This is a genomic window from uncultured Mesonia sp. (assembly GCA_947499595.1).
Lineage (GTDB): Bacteria > Bacteroidota > Bacteroidia > Flavobacteriales > Flavobacteriaceae > Mesonia > Mesonia sediminis.
The window spans coordinates 39,306-63,974 of record CANMOY010000003.1; the positions used below are offsets into that span (position 1 = coordinate 39,306).

Here is a 24,669-nt window from a genome sequence, read left to right on the forward strand (position 1 = left end):
TACGGCGGTTATAATTGGTTAATTAGCGTGTCAAAATTATGCATTTTCCTTTTTTTAAAAATACCCAGTAAAGGGTATATATAAATAAATCTCTATGAATAGCATTTGTTTGTTCAGGTAATATTACTTTTATAGAACATCTTATTTAAAAATCATACTAATGAAATATTATTTTACCCTAATCTTGTTGATTGCATCTTCAGCGACTATGATTGCACAAGAGTTTGAAGGCTCCTGGTATGGAGTGTTGCAGGCGGGAGGTCAACGTTTAAATTTAAGTTTTCATATCAATAAAAATGAACAAGGTTTTACCACTACGATGGATAGCCCTGACCAAAACGCTAAGGGAATACCGGTTGAGGTTACGCGAATTGAAGGTGATAGATTACATCTAGAAGCGCCACAGTTGGCATTGCGTTATAGTGCAGAAATTAAAAAGGATACTCTGTTTGGTACGTTCGCTCAGGGCGGATTTAGCACAACTTTAAACTTAACTAGAACAAAGCCTGCCCAATTACGGCCTCAAGAACCACGAGAACCTTTTCCTTACATAGTAAAAGAGGTAAGTTTTAAAAATAAAGAAGGAGGTGTACGTTTGGCTGGTAGCTTAACCCTGCCTAGTTCTAAAGGAGAATTTCCAGCAGTTATCTTATTAAGTGGTAGTGGCCCTCAAGATCGGGATGAAAGCTTAATGGGGCATAAGCCATTTTTAGTAATAGCCGATTTTTTGACTAGAAACGGTATTGCTGTTTTGCGCTACGATGATCGTGGGGTGGGAGAATCTACGGGAGATTTTAGTCAAGCCAGTTTAAACGATTTGGTAATTGATGCGGCTTCGGCACTTTCATTTTTAAAAAACCATGATCAGGTAAAAGAGATCGGTTTAGTTGGTCATAGTGAAGGCGGATTGGTTGCTGCTATGCTTGCTAGTGGTAATTCGAATGTTGACTTTATCGTTAGTTTGGCGGGGCCCGGAGTACCTTTAGATGAACTGCTTATTACCCAAAATAAAGAATTAAGTTTGGCACTTGGTTTTACTGAGGAACAAGTACAACCAAGATTAGAATTCAATCAAAAAATGTTTGATTTAATAAAGAGCATAAGCGATGAAGAAGCTTTAAATCAGGCTGTAAATGATTTTTTTAATGAGGAAGAAATAAATTCCGCTCAAAAGCGAAATGAATTAAAACAGCAGTTTTTGAGTCCGGGTATTCGAAGTTTAATTAAAACTAATCCGGCTCTTTACTGGAGTAAAATAGAAGTGCCAATATTGGCTTTAAATGGTGCGCTAGATTTACAGGTCAACGCTAAAGACAATTTGCAAGCCATACAAAACGCAAACAGCAAAGGAGGTTCAGCAAATGTTGTCGTGAAGAATTATCCCGATTTAAATCATTTATTTCAGAAAGCTAAAACGGGATTACCGGCGGAATATGGGCAGATTGAGCAGACTATTGCTCCTATAGTTTTGCAAGATATTCTAGATTTTATTAACCGCAATATTAAAAGAGAATAAGTATATTTGAATAAAACTTCAGCATGAAAAATTTACTTATTTTGCCACTTATAGCTTTATTTGTTATAGGCTGTAGCAATGAGCGTAAGGCGCTTAAAGAAAAACACGATGAGGTACTACAAGAAGTATTTGATGCTCACGATGTAGCCATGCCTAAGATGGGAGAAATAAACACCCTGCTTAAGCAATTAGAAGAAAAAATTGATAGTACATCAGAATCAGAAAATTATATAAAAGCTCAAAAAGATTTACAGGCGGCACATAAGCATATGATGACTTGGATGCAGGATTTTTCTTCCAAATTTCCAGATGTTAACCAAATCGAAAATCTTGATGCAAAAGAATTAAAGCAACGTACGGATAGCTTAATAAGCGAAAAGCCGGCTGTGGAAGCCATGCGGGATCATGTTTTAAAAAGCATTAGCCGCGCTAAAGAAATTTTAAACAATTAGGCTAAGGCTTTCTAAAAAGAAAAAGGTGGCTGCAATCGCAGTTACCTTTTTTTATTAAACCAACTATTGCTTTTTCTGTATTTTTTTCACCAAGTAGGCTGCATCTTTTTTTATGCCACCTAAAGTTGCAGAGCCTCGAGTATGCAGCCACGGAAGGCCTATAAAGTATAAGCCTTTCATTGTGCTCACTCCTCTGTGATGCTTGGGATAACCTTCGTGAGTAAGCTCTAAGCCTTCAATCCATTCAAAATTCGGTCGATAACCAGTTGCCCAAACGATATTTTTAACATCTTCTAAGGTCTTTAATTCGGTTTCGATGCGTTTACCATCTGCATCGGTCGTTCTACCTACGGGTATAACATTTTCTCTATTTAGTATCTCTTTTACGTTGGTGCCAATAACAGGCTGGCGGTTATTACTTATTCTTTTTCCAATAAAACTATTTTTGCTAAATGATAAAAAACCTGTCTTTGTAAACCACCACCAAAGCGTTTTGCCTAAAATTTCTTGGGGTAAACTTTTAATATTGGTTTCTCCTGAAAAATAAACGGTATGTTGGTTTTGTTTTGAGACTTCATCAAGTATTTGAAAACCGCTATCGCCATCACCTACTACTAGAGCGTTGCCTGCTTTTAATTGCTTTGGGTTTTGATAATAATTACTATGCATTTGACAGATTTCGTCCGCTATTTTTTTGGCACAGGGAGGTGTATAAGGAATGTGAAAAGGTCCTGTGGCAATGATAACGTTCTTGGCTTGGTAAACTCCATTTTTATGCTTTAGATGAAAAATCTCGTCTTTTTTATAAATTTTTTGAATTAAGGTGTTTAACTCAATAGGGAAATTGAAATGATTGGCGTAGGTTTTAAAATACTCAGCGACTTCATATTTATTGGGGTAATGGCCCTTTGGGGCAGGAAAATCTAAGCCGGGTAAATGATTGAACTCAGTTGGTGTAAAAAGCTTTAATGAGTCCCATCTATTTAACCAAGAAGCTCCTATTTCACTTTCTTTATCAACCATTAAAAAAGATTGATTGTTTTGTTGTAGGTAATACGCCATTGCTAGACCTGCCTGAGCAGCGCCTACAATAATAAAGTCTTTCATAGTTTATAGGTATTAGCCCATGATAACGTAAAAATTTAAAAAAACCAAATTATGAAATGGAATAGTGCTCTAAAAATATTCTATATTCGAAAAAAAATTAGTTTGGAAGAAGAAAAAATAAATATTTACTTTTTAGTCATTGTACTGGGGGCTCTCTTAATATTCTTTGTGCTATTTTTATTGGGTAAGATTTTTTCGACAATAGAATATATTTATGCCACTCGTACCAATAAACCCTTATTTATCCATTTTTATTGGCCTTTGCGCAAACTTACTCAAGACCAAAAACAATTTATTAGCAAACGTTTTTCGTTTTATCGTCAATTAAATCCGCGAAAGCAACTTTTTTTTGATCACAGGGTAAGTGGTTTTTTAAAGCATAAAACTTTTGAAGGTCGTTCAGGGTTTGTGGTCACTCCAGAAGTAGAATTGTATGTGGCGGCCACTGCTGTCATGCTTACTTTTGGGATGCGTCGCTATAAGTTACCTATCTTGCAAAAAATTTTGATTTATCCAGAAATCTATCGCTCAACAATCACGAAACAGGATCACAAGGGGGAGTTTAATCCGCTTTTAAAAACTATGGTTTTAAGTTGGAAAGACTTTCTTCTGGGTTTTGAACATCGCAGCGATAATGTTAATCTGGGGATTCATGAATTTATCCATGTCATCCAAATTAATAGTTATAAAGAGTCTAGTATTAGTGGAGATATTTTTATAGATGCCAGTAAAGAGATTATAAACAAGCTTAAGAAAGACTCTTATAGAAATTATGTGCTGCACTCAAAGTTTTTTAGAAACTATGCATTTACCAATGAATTTGAGTTTATTGCGGTTTTGGTTGAGCATTTTATTGAATCGCCGCAGCGTTTAAAACAAGAATTCCCCGATTTATATATAAAAACCAGGGAAATGCTTAATTACCGAATGATTCATTAAAAAAGCGGCAAAAAAAAGTTGAAACAATTGATACAGAGCGCTTATGGGTTAGTTAGTATGAGCTTTGTATAAAATATATTATTAAGTATACAGAATTTTGCCGCCTTTAGTTGAAAAAAACTAATTTAACTTTAAACTTACATGTTGTAAAAGAATCAGTTTAATTCGCTCGGCAATCAAATTATTACCATCATTGTCTAGGGGTGAAATAGAAAATATACCATCGCCATCGCCATCTTTAATATCATCAAAGTTTATGAAATTTGAATTAAAAGCGAGGTAGCTATCAAAGTTTACGAGAAGCTTTACTTGATTTTCTTCAATGGTTATAAACTCTTTATTTGCACCATATTTAAGCCGAATATCATTGCTGCAATCGTGCCAAAAAATGAATGGTTTGCCCTTTATTTTTCCTGTTATTTGAATGCTTTTTTGATACATTTCATTTTCGGGGTTTTGATGTGAATCAAAAGAAAACACTATTTCTTCGTATAACCCATTAGGTATAGTAATATCAACTAAATTTACAGGTCTAGGATTGATTAAGTTGGCTAAAAACGGACCTTGAAGTTTAGGGTTCATACTGGCATCGTAGTAACCATCATTCTCTTTGATGTCATCATAATCGGCTAGTTTTATTTCAATATCCGATAAGTTTACCCAGAACTGATCTATTTCAATGGTATTAGGATTTGATGTTTTGTTGCTAAAATTGTTAACATCTGAAGTGAGTTGTACTTCTAATTTTCCCATACTGTTGGGAGTGATGCTGTCGTCGTCTGAGCAGGAATACAAGACGGGAAGGCAAATGCTACATGCTAAGAACATGCCCAGCATTTTGCACGCTGCGGTGTTAAAAGGTTTCATAATAGGTTGATTTGGTTGTTAGTCTTGTAAAGATATTAAACCTAAATCGTTTGTTGTGTTAATAAACTGTTAATCAACCTTGTAGTTAATCTTGTTTTTTTACAATGTCTTGAATAATTAGGGTGGCGTGTACCCTGGAGTTTTCAATAAACCACTTATGTGTTTCTAAACCGCCACAAATAACACCGGCCAAATAAATTCCTTTTTGGTTGGTTTCCATCGTGCGTTCATCGTAAAAGGGTATCTTTTTTGTTTTGTCGGCCCAATCAATTCCTAAGTCTTTGAGGAAATTAAAATTAGGTTGGTAACCAGTAAGCGCTAGTACAAAGTCGTTTGGAAGGCTTATAGTTGAGGTAGGTGTACGCAATTCTATTTCCTCTTTTAGAATACGAGTAACCTCTGCGTTAAAGTAGGCTTTAATACTACCTTCTTTTATGCGGTTCTCAATGTCGGGTTTCACCCAATATTTTACTCGTTCTCCAATTTTTTCACCACGGATAATCATGCTTACTTTTCCGCCTTTTCGGTAAATCTCGAGTGCGGCATCTACTGCAGAATTACTCGCTCCTATTATTGCAACATGCTGTTGTGCGTAATAATGAGGGTCATTGTAATAATGATTTACTTTTGGTAAATCTTCACCTGGTACATTTAATTTATTCGGTATATCATAAAAGCCAGTGGCTACAATTATATTTTTGGCTTTATACGTAGCTTTGTTGGTCTTTATTTCGTATGCAGTAGGAAGATTAGATTCATTAGATTGTTTTACCTCTAATACAGCTTCAAAAAGGTTTACCGCCAAATTGTTAGCAGTAGTAATTCGGCGGTAATACTCTAATGCTTCTTGCTTAGTGGGTTTAGGATTATTGCTGATAAAAGGAATGCCGCCTATCTCTAATTTTTCTGATGTCGAGAAAAAAGTCATATTGGCGGGGTAATGATAAAGGGAGTTTACCAAAGTACCCTTGTCTAGAATAATATAGGATAAATTGTTCTTTTGGGCTTCAAGGCCGCAAGCCAATCCGATAGGGCCTGCACCAATTATCAGACAATCTAAAATCATTATTTTTGGGTAATTTCTTTTAAGTTAGCTATGGTTTCAATTGGCTGCTTGCTTTTAAATACAAAGCTACCAGCAACCAATACATCAGCACCAGCTTCAACTAGTGCTTTGGCATTTTTGTCTGTAACCCCACCGTCAATTTCAATTAAGGTATTGGCTTTTTTCGAAATAATAAGCTCTTTTAATGCCCTCACTTTTGTATAGGTATTTTCGATAAATGCTTGACCGCCAAATCCCGGGTTTACACTCATCACACACACTAAATCGATATCTTGAATCACATCCTCAAGTAGTTGTATATTCGTGTGCGGATTTAAGGCTACCCCGGCTTTCATCCCTGCAGCTTTAATGGCTTGCAAAGTGCGGTGTAGATGCGTGCAGGCTTCAAAGTGTACCGTTAAATTATCTGCACCTAAATCGGCAAAGGTTTGAATGTAACGGTCTGGCTCTACAATCATCAAATGCACATCTATAGTTTTTTTAGCGTGTTTACTTATGGCTTTTAAAACAGGCATGCCAAAACTGATATTGGGTACAAATACGCCGTCCATAATGTCAATATGAAACCAGTCGGCCTGACTTTTATTTACCATTTCGATATCGCGCTGTAAATTGGCAAAATCGGCTGCTAAAATTGAGGGAGCAATTTTTGTTGCATTCATTTTTTGTTGTGTTGTTGATTTTTTGCAAAAATAGGCATTAGAGACTAGAATTGGTTGAAAATAAATGCTTATTCTTTTCTTACCGGGCTTTTATTATTATTTTTAGTTTTTGAAAATACCACACCAAAATGATTTTAATAGACAATTTAGGAAATACAAATCCTTACCTTAATCTTGCTTTAGAAGAATATATGCTTCGAAATTCTAAACAGGGTGAAGATTTCATTTTATTTTATATTAATGAGCCATCAATAATTATTGGACGGAATCAAAATACCTTAGAAGAAATAAATACGAGTTATATTGAAGAAAAAGGCATACATGTGGTAAGAAGAATATCTGGTGGGGGAGCGGTTTATCACGACCACGGGAATCTGAACTTTAGCTTTATTACCGATTATGATGTGAAACGATTGAACAACTTTAAGAATTTCACACAACCTATTGTGAACATATTGAATGAGATAGGGGTTCCTGCAAAAATGGAAGGTAGAAACGACTTGTTGGCCAAAGGGAAAAAGATTTCGGGTAATGCTCAGTTTTCTAGCGTCAAGCGGATGTTTAGTCACGGCACCTTATTATTTGATACCAATTTAAATGAAGTAGCTAAAGCACTTCAGGTTAAAATGAGTAAAATTCAGTCTAAAGGACATAAATCAGTGCGTAGTAGAGTGGCCAACATCACTGAGTTTTTACCAGAACCTATGCGTATTGAAGACTTTAAGCAAAAAATTATAGACGGTCTGTTTATAGAGAAAGAAGATTTTAGTATTTATCAGCTTACCGATGAGGAGTGGGCCGGAGTACACCAACTAAAAAAGGAAAAATATGACCAATGGGACTGGAATTACGGGAAGTCGCCTAAATTTAATATCCAACGTGAGAAAAAATTTCCGGTAGGAATTATTGATCTCCGTATTTTTGTGGAAAAAGGTCATATAGCGGCTATTAAGATATATGGAGACTTTTTTAGTAAAGATCCGGTAGATGAATTGGAGCATAAGCTTTTAGGTGTTCGTTATACACTGCCTGATATAAAAGAGGCTTTAGCTGGTGTAAACCTTAAAAACTATTTTGGTGATTTGGCCAAGGAAGATTTTATAGAGCTGCTTTATGGGGAAGATGAAGAGTCAACTGAATAAAAAAAAACCGCCAATTGGCGGTTTTTTTATTTAACCTAAATAGGTCTTTAGTATTTTGCTTTTTGAGGTATGTTTAAGTCGGCGGATAGCTTTTTCTTTAATTTGACGCACACGTTCACGGGTCAAATCAAAAGTTTCTCCTATTTCTTCTAAGGTCATAGGTTGTTGGTCGCCTAAGCCAAAGTACAGTCTTAAAACATCGGCTTCTCTAGGAGTCAAAGTTTCAAGCGCTCGCTCTATTTCGGTTCTTAGAGAGTCATGCATCAAATCTTTATCGGGATTTGGAGACTCACCAAATTTCAACACATCATATAAATTAGAATCTTCACCATCTATCAAAGGTGCATCCATGCTAACGTGTCTACCTGAATTTTTCAACGACTCTTTAACGTCATTTACTGTCATGTCTAATTCCTTAGCAATTTCTTCGGCACTAGGAGGACGTTCATTGGCTTGCTCTAGAAAGGCAAAGGTCTTGTTTATTTTATTGATTGAGCCAATTTTGTTTAAGGGTAGACGTACAATTCTAGACTGCTCAGCTAAAGCTTGAAGTATAGATTGTCTAATCCACCAAACGGCATAAGAGATAAATTTAAAACCACGTGTTTCGTCAAATCGTTTTGCGGCTTTAATCAATCCTAAATTTCCTTCGTTGATTAAATCGGGAAGGGTAAGTCCTTGGTTCTGGTACTGCTTCGCTACCGATACCACAAAACGAAGGTTAGCGTTGGTTAATTTCTCTAAAGCTCGGTTATCACCTGCCTTAATACGTTGTGCTAACTCTACTTCTTCTTCTGCGGTAATCAAATCTACCTTACCAATTTCTTGCAAGTATTTGTCTAAAGATGCGGTTTCTCTATTGGTTACCTGCTTTGTAATTTTAAGTTGTCTCATTTAAAATGCTCCCAGTTAAATTAATGGTTGTATTAGGTTATACGTGCCTTTTTGAAAAAGGTTACAAAAGTAATACTTTTTTATTTTGAGTGCACATAAAAAAAAGCCTTAAACTCATTTAATTGATTTTAAGGCTTTTTTGTTCTGGGTTATTTTAATTAAACCCTTATGTGGCCATCGCCAAATACATAATATTTATTGGTGACCAATTGCTTAAGACCTAATGGCCCACGATGATGTAGTTTGTCTGTGCTAATAGCTAGTTCTGCACCAACTCCCATTTGACCTCCATCTGTAAATCGAGTAGAGGCATTGTGATAAACCGCAGCACTGTCAATTTGCTCCATAAAAGTTAAAGCTTCGGTTTTGTCTTCAGTAATAATGGCAGTTGAATGCCCACCTGAATATTTATTTATTTTCTGAATAGCCTCTGACATACTTGAAACTTCAGCTACCAAAATTTTCATCGCTAGGAACTCTTCGTACCAAGCCTCTTCATCGGTTAGTAATTTTGTTTCTGGGCATAAAGCGTGGATTGATTCATCTGCCCAGACCGCTACATTTACTTCTTTTAAGCTGCTATACAAATCAGCTACCTTTTCTTCGTAGTTCTCAATATTTTTATCTAACAGCACCTTATCTAAAGCATTGCATCCCGAAATTTTATCGGTTTTGGCATTGATGATAACTTTTTTGGCTTTATCCCAATCAGCTTTTGGCGATACGTATAGAAAATTATTACCTCTACCACTAATCAGTACTGCACAAGTCGCATTTTCTTTTACAAAATTAATCAAACGCTCTCCACCTCTCGGTACAATCAAGTCTAATGGTTCAGTTGGGTTTTTCAGGAAATCTCTTGTTTCGTGTCTATCCATTTGCATTAGACGTATCCAATCATTGCTTAAATCATTTTCGGCTAAAGCCTCATGCCAGCAAGATTCTAAAACTAAATTAGAGTGTTTAGCTTCTTTACCTCCCTTAAGTAAAATTTTATTATTGGCTTTAAAAGCTAATACGGCTGCTTCAATGGTAACATCGGGTCTAGATTCATAAATAATCATAATGGTCCCAAATGGAGCAGTTTTATTGATGATTTCTAAACCGCTATCTAATTTTTTTTCGGCAATGTTATTCCCAACAGGATCTTCCTGTACTTTTACCTCTTTGATAGCTCTAATCATATCGTCAACCTTTGCTTTGTCTACCACTAATCGGTCGTAAAGCGCTTGATCATCTTTAGAAAATGCATCAAGATCTTTTTGGTTGGCCGCTATAATTTCTTTTCTTCGTTGATCAATGATTCGCATCATTGAATCTAATACGTTATTTTTTTTATCTGTTTCTAATAATTGCATAAGCTTTGTTTTAATTCTTACTTCATTTAATCTTTTAGTCATTAACAATAAACTCTGTACCTACATTTTTCCCTTCTACTATATCTACAATAACATTAGGTATTTTACCTTTTGCGATATAGGTAGGTATATCTTTAAGTGCGGTTTGCTTAGCTATTTTTAATTTACTTTCCATTCCGCCTCTGCCTTCTCCTTCACCTTTTTCAGAGGCTTGAACATATTTTTCAACATCTTGGTCGGGGGTCACTTGTTTAAGTCTTTCAGAGTCATCGTCGTCTGGATGCCCAGTATAAAGTCCATCTGTATCGGTTAAAATAATCAAACGGTCGGCGTTTACCAACTCAGCCACTAGGCTGGCTAGCTCGTCATTATCTGAAAACATAGACATGGTAAGAGAAACCGCATCATCTTCATTGGCAATAGGAATAACCCCTTGCGATAGTAAACCTTCATAGCAATTGATCATATTTTCTCTATGTCTTCCTGGTGCGAAATCGCGTTTAGTAGCTAAAACTTGGGCGCAGCGCATCCCGTAATCGTGAAATAAACTATAATAGTGTCTCATCATACGCGGTTGCCCGACAGCCGAATACACTTGTCTTCTGGTAGAAGCGTCTTCTATACTGCATTGACTAAGTACTTCTTTTCCTGCTATAGCCGATCCAGAAGATACTAATATAACCATGACATCGCGTTCATAAAGTACCGCAATTTGACGAACGATTTCTTTTAAAACCGGACCTAAGATGCGGTTATCTTTATTGGTCATTACATTGGTTCCTACTTTTACTACTACTCGTTTGATGTCTTTTGTTTCTGTCATTACTTGTTCTTCTTTTCTCCTAATTCAACAGCACGATTAAAGGCTGCGTAAGCCGCTTCTTTAATAAGTTCATTTACATTGTTATCTTCCATGGAGTCTAGGGCGGCTCTTGTGGTTCCCCCTTTTGAAGCTACACGATCCATCCAAGACTTAGGAGATAAGTCAGATTGATTGAATAATTCTACCGCTCCTTCAAAAGTATTGCTTACTAAAATCTTGGAGTCGTAATCTGAAAAGCCCATTTTTTTTGCTGCTTCGAGCATTGATTCCATAAAATAAAATACATAAGCAGGACCGCTACCTGATATACCGGTTGAAGCGTCTATAAAATTTTCTGTATCAACGTGAATAGATGCGCCGGTTGTATCTAATAAGTTACGAACGGTTAGCAATTCAACGCGTGTAACCGCATCGCTTTCTGTGTAGGAAGTAACTCCCTTGCCTACTTGAGCGGGAAGATTAGGCATAGTGCGTACCACTTTTTGCGTATTTAAACCTTGCATTATGGTTTCGATGGTAACCCCGGCCATCAATGATACAAAAATTTGTTGCGGATTGATTAGAGGTTTCATTTGCTCAAAAAGTTCTTCGCAGTGGTAAGGCTTAACTGCGATAAAAACCAAATCGGCGCTGGGAAGCACCTCCTCTAAATTGTCATAAACAGCAAATAAATTTTCTTCTTTTAATTTCGTAATTTTTTTTGGATCGGTATCAAAAATTCTAACTTTTTTTCCATTCATTAAAGCAGACTTAGCCATACCTTCAGAATAGGTTAAACCCATGTTACCGCCACCAATTACTAATAATTTCATTCCTTATTTTTAAGTTAATAATTTATTGTTGTCTTATTAGCTGCAACTACCATACGATAGTTGGTATTAGCAATAAAACTTCATAAATAATAACTTTTTTTAACTTAAAAACAAATATTTAAGTATTGTTTAAGAATTCTGTATAATTTTAACGAATCGAGGTGAGTTAACCGGTTTGTTTGGCGTTAGGAGACTGACACATTTGCCGAGAGGTGATAATTTGGCAGTATATAAAAAAGCCTTCCCGAACGGGGAAGGCTTAAAATTCTAAAATAATAATTTTTTATTCTTTGTTTTTCTGCTCTCTTGGTGGTCGAGGAAGAAGTGCCTTGCGAGAAACTTTTTCTTTTCTGGTTTTAGGATCAAAACCAAAATATTTTACGTCTATTACATCGCCAAGATTTACCACATCGGTAACATTGTTTGTTCTTTCCCAAGCCAATTCAGAGATATGTAATAAAACCTCATTTCCTGGTGCTTCGGTATATTCTACCACAGCTCCAAAATCTAAAAGCTTAATTACTTTTACTTCATAAACGCTTCCTTTCTCAGGCTTAAAAGTAATAGCATCTATTTTAGCTAGAACTTTATCGATTCCTTCTTGGTCTGTACCCAGTATTTCTACAATACCTTCTTCGGTAACAGGATCTTCATTAATTACAATAGTAGTGTTGGTTTCTTTTTGTAATTCTTGAATTACTTTACCACCCGGACCAATAAGACTACCGATATATTCATTAGGAATTCTACGGGTAATCATTTTAGGAGCATGTGCTTTAACCGTTTCGTTTGGCTGGTCTATAGTGTCTGTAATTTTTTCTAAGATATGTAATCGACCTGCTCTGGCTTGTTGAAGCGCTTTAATTAAGATTTCATAACTTAAACCCTTTACTTTGATATCCATTTGGCAAGCGGTTATACCCTCAGCTGTACCAGTTACTTTAAAGTCCATATCACCTAAATGATCTTCATCACCTAAAATATCTGATAGCACTGCATATTTACCACTATCGGCATCGCTAATAAGTCCCATTGCAATACCTGAAACCGGCTTTTTAAGCTGAACCCCAGCATCCATAATTGCCATAGTTCCTGCGCAAACGGTCGCCATTGAAGAAGAACCATTAGATTCTAAGATTTCTGAAACTACACGAACGGTGTAAGGGCAATTATCTGGAATCATTCCTTTAAGGGCGCGCTGAGCTAAATTTCCATGTCCTATTTCTCTTCGTGAGGTACCTCGAATAGGTCTTGCCTCACCAGTTGAGAATGGAGGAAAATTGTAATGTAAGTAAAAGGTCTCTTCGCCTTCAAAACTAGGCATATCTATTTGGTTTGCTTCGCGCGAAGTACCAAGGGTCACCGTTGCAAGCGCTTGGGTTTCACCTCGAGTAAAAATCGAAGAACCGTGAACAGAAGGTAAGTAATCAACCTCACACCAAATTGGTCTAATCTCATCTGTTTTACGTCCGTCTAAACGTAAACCTTCATTTAAAGTTAAATCTCTTACTGCTGCTTTTTCGGCTTTGCTGTAGTACTTGCTTATTAAATCGCCATACTCCTCTTGCTCTTCTTCAGAAAAACTAGCGGTAATTTCTTCTTTAATTTCCGCGAAAGCTGCACTGCGTTCTGCTTTAGAAGAACCCGCTTTGGCTACTTCATAAACTTTATCATAAGCCAAATCGTGAATTCGTTTAGCTAAGGCTTCATCTTCTCTTTCACCTTCATAAGTTCTGGTTTCTTTTTTACCAAAAGCTTCGGCCAGTTTTATTTGCGCCTCACATTGCTTTTTAATTGCTTCGTGAGCAAATTTGATGGCTTCGGTCATTTCTTCTTCAGAAATTTCTTTCATTTCTCCTTCAACCATCATAACAGAATCGGCAGAAGCACCAATCATCATATCGATATCCGATTCAGCTAATTGGCTAAGCGTGGGGTTGATGATAAACTCACCATTTACACGACCTACACGAACTTCAGAAATGGCACACTCAAATGGTATGTCTGATAACTGAATAGCCGCAGAGGCAGCCAAACCAGCCATAGCATCTGGCATCACATCATCGTCATGAGACATAAGTTGAATCATAACCTGCGTTTCTGCGTGGTAATCTTTAGGGAAAAGTGGTCTTAAAACGCGATCTACAATACGCATAGTAAGCACTTCGCCATCACTTGGTCGTGCTTCTCTTTTAAAGAAACCGCCAGGATATCTTCCGGCAGCCGCAAATTTCTCTCTATAATCTACCGTTAAAGGTAAAAAATCAACGTCGCTTTGTTTGTAGTTAGAGACTACGGTACACAGCAGCATAGAATTTCCTGATTTCACAACAACAGAACCGTGGGCCTGTTTTGCTAATTTTCCGGTCTCGATAGAGATTTCTCTTCCATCTCCTAAATCGATAACCTCTTTAAATGTTTTTGGAATCATACTTTTTATTTCTAAGTTAACAATGGTCTCCGTCGGGATCCAGGACGGCCTGGGTTGTGTGTGTTGTGTGTAGTTGTAATGACCAATGAAAAACTATTACTGTAGCTTTTTCTTTATTTTCTTACACCAAGGTAAAAAAAAAGGGGCAAAACGCCCCCTTAAAATTATTTTCTAAGTCCTAAATCTTTTACGATTTCACGATACCTCATAATGTCTTTCTTCATTAGGTAGTCTAAAAGACGTCTTCTTTTACCCACTAAAGACACAAGAGCGCGCTCAGAGTTAAAATCTTTTTGGTTTCCTTTTAAATGTTTTGAGATGTGTGCAATTCGCTTAGTGAATAATGCGATTTGTCCTTCGGTAGATCCGGTATCATTCTTTCCGCTACCATACTTCTCAAATAATTCTTGTTTTGCTTCTTTACTTAAATACATTCCAATATTATTTCAATGATTATTATGCATAGATAGATTTTCTATCAAGCGGCAAATATAAAACATAATTTTTTAATTTATTCTAGTTAATGCAATTATTTACTTCCGCTTTAAGCGGATTATTGTAAAGGATGATATTGAGAAAGTAGTCTGACTTTATAAATCCGTTATTCATTAAATTATAACGGGGTTGACTTTGTCTTTTAGTTTGGTCAAATTCATATTGGTGCAAGTTACTTATTTTTTATAGCTTTGTGCTATGTTTAAAAATGCTGTCATAAAATTTCAAGCTTTTTTTATAGCTTTTGTACTACTGCTGTCTACCACTTCTTTTGCAGTAGAAAAGCATTTTTGTGCAGAGATATTAGTTGATTTTAGTTTTAGATTAGATACCCAATCTTGCTGTCCAGAGCCCGACCCAGAAGAGCAAATTAATTTTGAAAATTCTTGTTGCCAAGATTCTATCGAAGTTTTTTCTGGTCAAAAGCAACTTAAGCAAGATCAATCAGATTGGGATATTCAAGTGCCAAAGGCATCTATTTTATCTTTTACTTCTATCAATTCCGCTTTAAGCTTAATACAGGAGCAAAGACTCCATTTATTAGTTTGGAGCAAAACACCTCCATTCTGTAATACTCCGCTTTATTTGCGTAATGAGCAATGGCTCATTTAGACTTTTATTTTTAATTAGACTGCCCTAGTAGATTTCACAGAAGGCAGTTTTTATGTTTTTTACCGAACATCAATTAAAAATTAAAAGCAATTACAATGAAAAGAATATCCTGCCTTTTTATGCTATTTTTAGGTATTTGTGCGGGTGCACAAGAAAAAATAAGCGGCGTTGTTTATGAGCGCGGAGAAAAAAATATGCCTTTGCCCGGCGCTAATGTGTATTGGCTAGGCACCCAAGTAGGAACCGTAACAGACTTTGACGGAAAATTTGACTTACCTTATAAAAGCGAATCTCAACAATTGGTGGTGAGTTATATTGGTTTTACAACCGATACCGTTGCGGTTAGGGATGCTAAAATTCCTTTAAAGATAGACTTAGCACCTAAAAGCAATTTAGATGAAATTAAGATTGTCTCTAAAAAACAAGCAACTTCTAGATCGTTTTTAGATGCTCAAAATGTAATTAACGTAAGCAGCGATGAATTATTGAAGGCTGCTTGCTGTAATTTGTCTGAAAGTTTTGAGACAAATCCCTCTATAGATGTCAATTTTGCCGATGCTATCTCGGGTACTCGCCAAATTAAAATGCTGGGATTAACCAGCCCATACATACTTATTGCTACAGAAAATATACCTACAGTACGCGGAGCTTCACAAGCCTATGGACTCACTTTTACTCCTGGTACTTGGGTAGAGAGTATTCAAATTACTAAAGGTGCAGGAAGTGTAGTTAATGGTTATGAAAGTATGGCAGGGCAAATAAATGTTGAGTTACAGAAAACCACCAAAGATGATCGGTTTTTCTTAAATCTTTATGGAGCCACTAATCAAAGATTTGAGTTGAATTCCCATTTCAATACTCCCGTGAGCAAAAAATGGAGTACCGGCCTTTACGTGCACGGAAATATACACCAAGAAAAACACGATGTAAATCATGATGGTTTTTTAGATATGCCTTTATATCATCAAGTTAATGTGATGAACCGTTGGCAGTATACCGACACAGAAAAAGGCTTGGTTGGCTTTTTTAATATTAGGGCGCTAACCGATGAAAAACAGGCGGGACAAGTAAATTTTGATCCAGAGCAACATAAACTAGGCAATCAAGTTTTGGGAAGCGAAATAAAAACCCAACGTTATGATTTCTCAAGTAAATTCGGTTATGTTAACCCAGATTTACCTTGGCAGAATATGGGGGCGCAATTTTCGGTTAGTCACCATAACCAAGAGTCGTATTTTGGATTACGTAGGTATGATATAACGCAGAATAGCATATTTACTAATTTTATGTATAATAGTATTATTAGTGATTCTAGGCACAAAATAAAAACGGGTGTTAGTTTTACTTATGATGATTACGAAGAACTTGTAGAAAACAAAAGTTATACGCGAACAGATAATGCGGTAGGCGCTTTCTTTGAATATAATTTTGACAACCTAGAAAAGCTAAATTTAACTCTAGGCTTACGGGCAGATCAGCATAACCGTATGGGCTTTTTCTTGACTCCTAGGTTGCATATGCGTTATTCCCCTTGGGGTAAATCGGCTTTTAGGGCATCAATTGGTAGAGGAAAGCGTTTGGCCAATATTTTTGCAGAAAATCAAAATTTGTTCGCTACCGCTAGAAGTATAAAAATCTATCCTTCCAATTCAGAAGGGGCTTACGGCTTAGATGCTGAGATTGCTTGGAATTATGGAGTTTCTTTTTTACAAGGATTTAATTTATGGGGCAATAAGGCAGATATTACCGTAGATTTTTACCGTACAGATTTTGAAAATCAGTTGGTTATCGATTGGGAATCGCCTACGCAGATTCAGTTCTATAATTTAAAGAATGAAAGCTATGCCAACAGCTTTCAAGTAGAGGCTAATTATAATATTACAAAAGGTTTACATACGCGTTTTGCTTATAAATATTATGATATAAAAACCAAGTATTTAAGTGGTGAAAAATTGAAGCCTCTTACGGCACAACATAGGTTTTTTGCTAATCTATCTTACGAAACGCCTATTAAAAATAATAGTACTTGGAAGTTTGATGTTACTTATAATTGGTTAGGGAAACAACGCTTTCCTCAAACCGATTCTAATCCGCAAGCCTATCAATTACCCGAATTTTCGCCAGAAGTAAATACGGTAAATGCACAGGTTACGAGAGTGTTTTCGCCAAAGTTTGAAGTATATTTAGGAGGAGAAAACATAACCAACGTTAGGCAAAACCGACCTATTTTAGCAGCCGATAACCCGTTTGGGTCTAATTTTGATACTACTATTGTATATGGTCCTATCTTTGGTAGTATGTATTATATGGGACTTCGTTATAAATTGAACTAATAATTAAAACTAAAATTAAAATGAAAAAAATAGTAAGTGTACTTTTATTTTTTGCCGTAAGTATGGCCTTTGCCCAAAGTAAAAACGCCAGAGCAAGCCTTGTTGTAGATGGCGTTTGCGGTATGTGTAAAGAACGTATTGAAAAGGCAAGTATTAAAACTAAGGGAGTGAAAAGCGCCATTTGGAATGTTGAAACCCACGAGTTAAAACTGATTTATAATGCTAAGAAAGCAGATTTAGGTGAGGTAAAACAAAATATTTTGGCCGTGGGTCATGATGTAAACGATTTAAAAGCGAGCGACGAGGCGTATAATAGCGTACACGCTTGTTGCCGATACCGCGATGAAGCTGTTAAAGACGATCATAAAAAGGAAAAAGATCAATAAGCACAACTTTATTTAAAATTTAAAGCCTCTAAGATTCTTAAATCTTAGAGGCTTTTTAAAAGGATTAATAAATTATTTTGCCAGGATTAGACTTAAAACTGATACCCTAAGCCTGTTTTTAAAGAAATACTTTTGTATTGGTTATAACCAAACCCATATCCTATTTTTGCTGTAAGAAATAAATTTTTATACAAGGCAATATTTCCTTGTACCTGCAGTTGAAAAGTCTCATCTGACGATTTGCCGGTAACTATATAATCAGCGTTCCCTTCTAGATCTGTTATACTTTCTATCAAACCGTCATAAAACATACCTAAATAATTTACTTCACCAAAAACTTTAAATCTCTTTTGATTAATAATTAAATAGGCAACACCTATTTCCCATTTCTTAATTTCGGTTTCGCTATCTAGCCAAAACAAATCCTCATAATTGTCATCTGTTTTGGCATAAATTTTACCCCAAGATAATCCTAAGTGAAATCTTTTGTATACTTTTCTGGAGTATGCAATCTGAAACCCTGAACCGCTGAATGTATTGTTGTATCTTGTTTTAACACTGAGGTATTCATAGTTTCCCTCTAAAAAATTACCTTCATTAAAAATAATTTCTGTAATTGTTTTTTTATCATTAGAAGATTTTTCTTGAGCATAAGTGTAAGTAACAAAAATCGTTAATAGGAACAATTAGTATGCTTTTTTCATTTTGAAATTTTAATTGAATAATGATGTAAAGATATTCTTAAAATTCTTTTTACTTTAATCTAAATTATTCTATTTTAGACTAAAATAGTTATAAAATGACTGGTATTGGGAAATGCATTAGAGCACTCAGACAAATAAAAGGCTATTCTCAAGAATATATGGCCATTAGATTACATATGTCGCAAAGTAATTATGCTAAAATAGAAAAAGAGTTAATCAACATCTCAACCCAACGCCTAAAGGCTATTGCAGCGGTTTTAGAAGTTAGTATGCACAGATTGCTAGTAGAACCTCCTCAAAAATCCACTGCACTAATTGATGAAAAAGAGGATCTCAATTTGGAGGTAATGGAAGATTTTTTTACAACTAAAGTGCTTTATGAAAAAATAATTGAAGATAAAGACAAAGAAATTGCTTTTTTAAGGGAAGAAATAAAGCAGCTTAGAACAAAATAATGTAATAGTTGTCAAACCTTATTGGGTTCATCACTCACGTAATACTCTTTGCCTACTTCATCTATAGGTATTTAAAATTATGTAAAATCTATTTTGACAGACTTAATTTATTTTTTAAGCTCAGCTTCAGCTTGATTTAGATTCAAAATAAAACAAGCTAGCTTGTAAGCTAGCCTGTTTTTTATAGATTGAAGTGTTTTACACTTTTTTATGCACGAACCTGGTGGTTCTGAATTAAATCTAAGTATAAATTTACTTTATCTTTTAAATCTCTACGGTGAGTAATAAAATCTAAGAAACCATGTTCTTTTAAAAATTCTGCGGTTTGAAAATCATCTGGCAGATCTTTTCCAGTGGTATCTTTCACCACTCTAGGTCCGGCAAATCCAATAAGCGCGCCGGGTTCAGAAATATTAATATCGCCAAGCATCGCATAAGAGGCAGTGGTACCACCCGTTGTAGGGTCTGTACACAGAGAGATATAGGGTATCTTTTCTTCTGCGAGTTGAGCGATCATTACAGAGGTTTTTGCCAATTGCATTAAAGATAGTACGGCTTCTTGCATACGGGCACCTCCAGATTTTGATATAATCATTAACGGGATTCTGTTATCTAGAGAATATTTTGCTGCTCGAGCTATTTTTTCTCCTACAACGCTACCCATAGAACCGCCTACAAAGCTAAAATCCATACAAGCTACTACTAGATCTTTTCCTTTAGATTTACCTACTCCTACTCGAATAGCATCTTTTAGCCCGGTTTTTTTCTCGGCTTCCTGAATTCTGTCGGGGTATTTTTTCTTATCCTCAAATTTTAGAGGATCTTTAGAAGTAAGATTTGCGTCTAATTCTTTGAATTTATTGTCATCAAATAATATCTCAAAATACTCTTTACTTCCTATTCTTACGTGGTAACCATCTTCTGGGCTTACGTAAAAATTTCTAGCCAACTCTTCGGCATCTACAATTTTACCAGTTGGAGATTTGTACCACAAGCCTTTGGGTACATCTTTTTTATCTTCGGTAGCGGTTTGTATTCCCTTTTTTGTTCTTTTAAACCAAGCCATAATTTTTACTTATTAATTGGGCAAATTTTATTTGCTTAATGTGTTGATATTATTAAGGTCTTCAAAAGCTTGTTTTAATCTTGTTTTAAAAGTGCTTTCACCTTCTCTTAACCATTTTCTTGGGTCGTAATATTTTTTATTTGGTAAATCTTCTCCTTCAGGATTTCCAATTTGCGAAGCTACATAGGCCTCGTTATTTTTCATGTAATCTCTAACTCCTTCCGTAAAGGCATATTGCAAATCGGTGTCTATATTCATCTTAATTACCCCATAACCTATAGCTTCTCTTATTTCGGCTAGGCTAGAGCCACTGCCTCCGTGAAATACAAAATCAATATGGTTGTTGGGAACATTATAATTTTTGCTGATGTACTCTTGAGAATCTTTTAAGATGGTAGGGGTGAGCTTTACGTTACCGGGTTTATAAACTCCGTGAACATTTCCAAATGCGGCGGCAATGGTAAATTGATCGCTTACTTTACTAAGCTCCTCAAATGCATAGGCAACCTCTTTGGGTTGCGTGTATAATTTAGATACATCTACATCTGTATTATCAACGCCATCTTCTTCGCCACCAGTAATACCCAACTCAATTTCTAAAGTCATTCCCATCTTGCTCATGCGAGCCAAATATTCTTTGCAAATAGCAATGTTTTCTTCAAGAGGTTCTTCACTCAGGTCAATCATATGAGAACTATAAAGAGGTTTGCCTGTTTCTTTATAAAATTTTTCACCCTCGTCTAGCAAACCGTCTATCCAGGGTAGTAATTTTTTAGCACAATGATCGGTATGTAGGATAACGCTAGCGCCATAAGCTTCGGCCAACTGGTGAACGTGTTTGGCACCAGCTACGCCTCCTAAAATTGCGGCTTTTTGGTTTTCATTAGAAAGACCTTTACCTGCATTAAAAGAAGCTCCGCCATTTGAAAACTGTATGATAACGGGCGCGTTAAGCTCTGCAGCCGTTTCCATAACCGTATTTAGGGTGTTTGACCCTACAACATTCACGGCCGGTAGGGCATAGGCATGTTTCTTAGCGTGGTTAAATATAGCTTGCACCTCTTTACCTGTAGCAACTCCGGGTTTAATTTGATGACTCATATAGTTGATCTTATAAATTTAAGAGACAAAATTAATAAAATAAAATGGCTTAGAAAGGATAATTAATACCAACATTGTAAACCACATTGGCAAAATTATATTCTTGAAACCATTTTTGTTTCGTTTGGGCGGGGTTGTAGGTTTTAAAACCAAGGTCAAGCCGGATGACAAAAAAATCTAAATCATACCGCAGACCAAACCCAGTACTTACGGCGAGTTCCGTAAGGTCTTTAAGCTTTGTAAAGCGGGAAGCTTCATCTTTTACATTGTCTTCTACATTCCAAATATTACCGATATCCGTGAAAACGGCACTATGCAAATCGCCAAATAAATTAAAACGGTATTCTAAATTAAAAGCTATTTTCATATTGGCTTCATTAAACTCGTTAATTCCGCCAGAGCTACCCGGTCCTAAACTATAGGCCTGCCAACCGCGGTTATCATTGGTTCCTCCCGCAAAAAAACTTCTTGCAAATGGTATACTGCTGGCGTTACCATAAGGTAAGGCAATACCACCCATTATGCGTGCCGCAATAATATTGTCTTTGCCTAGATCCCAATGCTTGATAAAATCTGTTTCTAGTTTTATATATTGCGAAAATTGTACGCCAAATAAATCATAGTTACCCTGACTGTTTTCTTTTAAATTGAGCATTTTTCCTAGTAATGCAAGCGAATTTCCTGCGGTCTCTAGTTTAAAGCGAAACTGACTAAAGTCCCAATCGTAAATACCCTCTCTTGTGTTTTTATTGTACGAAAAATTGGTGGCCAAAATCAAGTTGTCCTCGGTTAATCTTTGTCTTCTTTCAATAATATCACGGGCTATTTGTTCTTGTTCACGTGTTAAATTAATTTGGTTATTTCTTAGGTCTCGTATAAACCCATTGGCACCTTCGGGAATAATAAGATTGGGTAAGCCAGAACCAGATGAATTGTTATTGAAATAAGCGGGATTGATTTGCGAAATATTGTCTTGGGCAATTTCATTGAGTCGAGAGAAAGAGTTGGTGTATACGTTAAAGTAATTACTGGTGTTTAAATTTTTAACATATTGTAAATCGATTAAACTAAACTTATGGCTCAGAGTTTCATTGGGATACCAACGGTAGAAAAAACTTCCTGTAACGTTTTGTTTGTCTAATCCTATATTTTTTTGTGTGCTTAACCCAACGCGTAAGGTGGTGAACGGCGACATTTTTTTGGGAATTATTTTTTCGGTATTTACAGGAAACGCAATACTAGGAAAAGTGAGGCTGGCATCGCTACCAATTTCTGAAATATTAAAAAATCGGTCATTGGCATCAGCCGCTTCTTTTGAAGAACCCACACTACCTCTTGCTGCAATTTCTAGATTTTCTGCGCCACCAAATACATTTCTAATCAGTAAGGAGCCTCCAAAACCAATACCAAAATCTTGAATGTTACTTCGTGAGGCATCTACGTTAAAATCTACTCCTAGTTTAGGTCTTGGGGTTAAAAAAACATTGGCAATAAGTTGCGTGCCGGTGCTGTCTCTTGGATCGGGTTGATACTTGATGTCGGGGTATCTAAATTGCCCCAACTCATTTAATCTTCTGTAGGTTAAAGAGCGGTCGAGGTCTTTGTAAACATCTCCCTTTCTTATAAAAACCGCATTGGCTAAAGTTTTTGGCTTGTATTTTAACTTGCCAAAAGAGTAAATAGTATAGCCTTTGTATTGTGCCGAGTCTTGTGCAAAATTGCCAGATTTAAAAGAATAATCGGGGAATATGTTAACCTGACTAATGCGGTGAATTTTATAGGGCACCGTTTTGGTGCTGTCTTCGCGTGTAACTTCTCGGTTAGAAATTATAATATCTGTCTTTACCTTATGGTTGGTGTCTAAAGTGTCGGCTTCAAAACTGATGAATTCTTTTTCAAAGTGGTACAAGCCTCGATTCCTGAAAAAGAAAGTGATTCTATCGCGTTCTGCCTCAAAATTATCGGTGTTAAACTGTTGTCCTGCTTTTAAAATACTTTCTTTTTTGCTTAGCATATACAAACTGTCTGCCACTGGCGACTTTATTTGCTTTTGTATACTGTCAAGAACATAAGCTTTGTTAGTGGTAACCCAATATTTAACACGCGTTCTGTCTTTTTTATGGTTTACCGATTTAAAATCCGCTTCAGCATTAAACCACCCACGGTTCCAGAAATAAGCTTCTAACCGATTTTTGCTTTTTACACTTTTGTTTTCATCATAAACACTGGGAGGTTCTCCCGATTCTTTTAAAGTATTATGAAAAGATAAATAGCCTCTTTTAATGCGGTCAACTTGTTTTTGTGAATAAATCGAAGCGAGTCGTTTTTTGCGGTTTGGCTTTCTGTTTAACCAAGCGGTATAACTCGAATCGGGGTTTGGTTTTGCTAGGTTATAAATGTGCAGCTTAAGCGGAATACCCAAAACCGGTAATTTGCTATTGGGTTTTTGGTAAACCTGATTGTATAGGGCATTGTCTTTTGACTTTTCATTGTTTACAAAAATGCTGTTTTCTGTGAGTAGTCGCTCATCCTCTTTTACTCTTTTTGTAGGATTACAGCTTACAAAATTTAAGACTAAGCAGAATAATATTATTTTTGCGGTAACGGCTCTCAAAATCATCTAAAAATTAGGTTCAAAAATACATCAATTTATGCTCAGCAAAAATCAAATAAAGTTAATAAACAGTCTTTCTCAAAAAAAATATAGGAATAAATATAATCTTTTTGTAGCCGAAGGAATTAAAGTTATAAAAGAGCTTTTAAACTCAAATTATGAATTGGAGTTGCTGTATAGCACTACAGATGTCTTTTATGTTCCAACAGAGAAATTACAACTTATCACCGAAGCCGATTTGAAAAAGATTAGCAAGCTGGCCACCCCACAAATAGCATTAGCGCTTTTCAAAATACCCGAAAAAAGCGAAACTATGAAAGCGGTTAATTTTGCGGTGGCCTTAGACGGTATTCGCGACCCAGGCAATTTAGGTACAATTATAAGACTTTGTGACTGGTTTGGTGTGAAGCAAATTCTGTGTTCTAATGATACCGTAGATTGTTATAATGAAAAAGTAGTGCAAGCAACTATGGGTTCTCTTGCTAGAGTAAACATCGCTTACACGGATTTATACGAAACTTTAAAAAACACCGATTTACCCCTACTAGGAACTTTTATGGATGGTGAAAATGTATATAAAACCCAATTACCGTCAAGCGGAATTATAATATTAGGCAACGAAGCTAACGGGATTTCTCCCACCATCGAAAGTTTAGCAAGTCAAAAAATAAGTATTCCCCAATTTGGCGAAAACCAATCTACTGAAAGTTTAAATGTAGCCACGGCTACGGCCATTTTGCTAAGTGAATGGAGAAGAGGTTAATAGATTAGTGCCATTTGAAAATGGCGTTTATTTTGTTATCTAAATACTTGCGTGTTAAATTTTTACGGCTA

Annotated in this window: 23 protein-coding genes; 9 read left to right on the top strand and 14 right to left on the bottom strand. The window is 36.0% G+C overall.

Features of this window, described 5'->3' with window-relative positions; all coding sequences use genetic code 11:
* The first annotated feature begins 160 nt into the window (after positions 1-160).
* Entirely contained in the window at positions 161-1,516 is a 1,356-nt protein-coding gene (locus ACH2AZ_RS04290) for an alpha/beta hydrolase family protein (protein ID WP_394906806.1), read from the top strand.
* A gap of 23 nt (positions 1,517-1,539) precedes the next feature.
* A complete protein-coding gene (locus ACH2AZ_RS04295; RefSeq protein WP_394906807.1) occupies positions 1,540-1,968 on the top strand; it encodes a hypothetical protein in 429 nt (142 codons plus the stop codon).
* A 63-nt stretch (positions 1,969-2,031) separates the two neighbouring features.
* Here the strand turns inward: ACH2AZ_RS04295 and ACH2AZ_RS04300 are convergent, their stop codons facing one another.
* A complete protein-coding gene (locus ACH2AZ_RS04300; RefSeq protein WP_394906808.1) occupies positions 2,032-3,075 on the bottom strand; it encodes a flavin-containing monooxygenase in 1,044 nt (347 codons plus the stop codon).
* 51 nt (positions 3,076-3,126) lie between these two features.
* Between ACH2AZ_RS04300 and ACH2AZ_RS04305 the strand changes: the two genes are divergently transcribed.
* Positions 3,127-4,014, top strand: a complete 888-nt coding sequence (locus tag ACH2AZ_RS04305) for a zinc-dependent peptidase (protein ID WP_394906809.1) — start codon at positions 3,127-3,129, stop codon at positions 4,012-4,014.
* Between the two features lie 120 nt (positions 4,015-4,134).
* Here the strand turns inward: ACH2AZ_RS04305 and ACH2AZ_RS04310 are convergent, their stop codons facing one another.
* The 3 genes from ACH2AZ_RS04310 to rpe all read right to left on the bottom strand — a co-directional run bounded on the left by ACH2AZ_RS04310 (position 4,135) and on the right by rpe (position 6,609).
* Complete coding sequence (locus ACH2AZ_RS04310; protein ID WP_394906810.1) at positions 4,135-4,881, bottom strand: hypothetical protein; 747 nt, start codon at positions 4,879-4,881, stop codon at positions 4,135-4,137.
* An 85-nt stretch (positions 4,882-4,966) separates the two neighbouring features.
* The gene (locus ACH2AZ_RS04315; protein WP_394906811.1) at positions 4,967-5,947 is read right to left on the bottom strand and encodes a YpdA family putative bacillithiol disulfide reductase; all 981 of its coding nucleotides are present in this window, start codon (positions 5,945-5,947) and stop codon (positions 4,967-4,969) included.
* Positions 5,947-6,609 (bottom strand): ribulose-phosphate 3-epimerase, encoded by a 663-nt coding sequence (gene rpe / locus ACH2AZ_RS04320; RefSeq protein ID WP_147861494.1) that lies wholly within the window; start codon positions 6,607-6,609, stop codon positions 5,947-5,949. Before rpe ends, ACH2AZ_RS04315 begins: the two co-directional genes overlap by 1 nt.
* Before the next feature lie 128 nt (positions 6,610-6,737).
* On the opposite strand from rpe, the gene ACH2AZ_RS04325 reads away from it, so the two are divergent.
* A complete protein-coding gene (locus ACH2AZ_RS04325; protein ID WP_394906812.1) occupies positions 6,738-7,751 on the top strand; it encodes a lipoate--protein ligase in 1,014 nt (337 codons plus the stop codon).
* 30 nt (positions 7,752-7,781) lie between these two features.
* Here ACH2AZ_RS04325 and ACH2AZ_RS04330 read toward each other — a convergent pair whose 3' ends face one another.
* The 6 genes from ACH2AZ_RS04330 to rpsO all read right to left on the bottom strand — a co-directional run bounded on the left by ACH2AZ_RS04330 (position 7,782) and on the right by rpsO (position 14,503).
* On the bottom strand, positions 7,782-8,645 hold the full coding sequence (locus tag ACH2AZ_RS04330) for an RNA polymerase sigma factor RpoD/SigA (RefSeq protein WP_394906813.1): 864 nt from the start codon (positions 8,643-8,645) through the stop codon (positions 7,782-7,784).
* 158 nt (positions 8,646-8,803) lie between these two features.
* Positions 8,804-10,003: a glutamate-5-semialdehyde dehydrogenase gene (locus ACH2AZ_RS04335; protein WP_394906814.1), complete on the bottom strand. Its 1,200-nt coding sequence runs from the start codon at positions 10,001-10,003 to the stop codon at positions 8,804-8,806.
* Between the two features lie 34 nt (positions 10,004-10,037).
* Positions 10,038-10,826 (bottom strand): glutamate 5-kinase, encoded by a 789-nt coding sequence (proB, locus tag ACH2AZ_RS04340; RefSeq protein ID WP_394906815.1) that lies wholly within the window; start codon positions 10,824-10,826, stop codon positions 10,038-10,040.
* Complete coding sequence (gene proC / locus ACH2AZ_RS04345) at positions 10,826-11,638, bottom strand: pyrroline-5-carboxylate reductase (protein ID WP_394906816.1); 813 nt, start codon at positions 11,636-11,638, stop codon at positions 10,826-10,828. Before proC ends, proB begins: the two co-directional genes overlap by 1 nt.
* Before the next feature lie 283 nt (positions 11,639-11,921).
* Positions 11,922-14,069: a polyribonucleotide nucleotidyltransferase gene (locus tag ACH2AZ_RS04350; RefSeq protein WP_379048717.1), complete on the bottom strand. Its 2,148-nt coding sequence runs from the start codon at positions 14,067-14,069 to the stop codon at positions 11,922-11,924.
* Between the two features lie 164 nt (positions 14,070-14,233).
* The gene (gene rpsO / locus ACH2AZ_RS04355) at positions 14,234-14,503 is read right to left on the bottom strand and encodes a 30S ribosomal protein S15 (protein ID WP_379048715.1); all 270 of its coding nucleotides are present in this window, start codon (positions 14,501-14,503) and stop codon (positions 14,234-14,236) included.
* A 259-nt stretch (positions 14,504-14,762) separates the two neighbouring features.
* On the opposite strand from rpsO, the gene ACH2AZ_RS04360 reads away from it, so the two are divergent.
* The 3 genes from ACH2AZ_RS04360 to ACH2AZ_RS04370 all read left to right on the top strand — a co-directional run bounded on the left by ACH2AZ_RS04360 (position 14,763) and on the right by ACH2AZ_RS04370 (position 17,895).
* A complete protein-coding gene (locus ACH2AZ_RS04360) occupies positions 14,763-15,176 on the top strand; it encodes a hypothetical protein (protein WP_379048713.1) in 414 nt (137 codons plus the stop codon).
* Positions 15,177-15,271: 95 nt separating this feature from the next.
* Complete coding sequence (locus tag ACH2AZ_RS04365; protein ID WP_394906817.1) at positions 15,272-17,509, top strand: carboxypeptidase-like regulatory domain-containing protein; 2,238 nt, start codon at positions 15,272-15,274, stop codon at positions 17,507-17,509.
* 20 nt (positions 17,510-17,529) lie between these two features.
* On the top strand, positions 17,530-17,895 hold the full coding sequence (locus ACH2AZ_RS04370; protein ID WP_394906818.1) for a heavy-metal-associated domain-containing protein: 366 nt from the start codon (positions 17,530-17,532) through the stop codon (positions 17,893-17,895).
* A gap of 92 nt (positions 17,896-17,987) precedes the next feature.
* On the opposite strand, the gene ACH2AZ_RS04375 is transcribed toward ACH2AZ_RS04370, so the two are convergent.
* Entirely contained in the window at positions 17,988-18,581 is a 594-nt protein-coding gene (locus ACH2AZ_RS04375; protein WP_394906819.1) for a hypothetical protein, read from the bottom strand.
* A gap of 113 nt (positions 18,582-18,694) precedes the next feature.
* Here ACH2AZ_RS04375 and ACH2AZ_RS04380 point away from each other — a divergent pair, with 113 nt between their 5' ends.
* Complete coding sequence (locus ACH2AZ_RS04380; RefSeq protein WP_394906820.1) at positions 18,695-19,054, top strand: helix-turn-helix domain-containing protein; 360 nt, start codon at positions 18,695-18,697, stop codon at positions 19,052-19,054.
* A gap of 208 nt (positions 19,055-19,262) precedes the next feature.
* On the opposite strand, the gene accD is transcribed toward ACH2AZ_RS04380, so the two are convergent.
* The 3 genes from accD to ACH2AZ_RS04395 are packed head-to-tail and all read right to left on the bottom strand — an operon-like array spanning position 19,263 to position 23,841.
* Positions 19,263-20,120, bottom strand: coding sequence for an acetyl-CoA carboxylase, carboxyltransferase subunit beta (accD, locus tag ACH2AZ_RS04385; protein ID WP_394906821.1), 858 nt, complete (start codon positions 20,118-20,120; stop codon positions 19,263-19,265).
* A 27-nt stretch (positions 20,121-20,147) separates the two neighbouring features.
* Positions 20,148-21,221 (bottom strand): class II fructose-bisphosphate aldolase, encoded by a 1,074-nt coding sequence (fbaA, locus tag ACH2AZ_RS04390; RefSeq protein ID WP_394906822.1) that lies wholly within the window; start codon positions 21,219-21,221, stop codon positions 20,148-20,150.
* A gap of 49 nt (positions 21,222-21,270) precedes the next feature.
* Positions 21,271-23,841, bottom strand: a complete 2,571-nt coding sequence (locus ACH2AZ_RS04395) for a BamA/TamA family outer membrane protein (RefSeq protein WP_394906823.1) — start codon at positions 23,839-23,841, stop codon at positions 21,271-21,273.
* 31 nt (positions 23,842-23,872) lie between these two features.
* On the opposite strand from ACH2AZ_RS04395, the gene ACH2AZ_RS04400 reads away from it, so the two are divergent.
* A complete protein-coding gene (locus tag ACH2AZ_RS04400) occupies positions 23,873-24,598 on the top strand; it encodes a TrmH family RNA methyltransferase (protein ID WP_394906824.1) in 726 nt (241 codons plus the stop codon).
* The last annotated feature ends 71 nt before the right edge of the window (positions 24,599-24,669 follow it).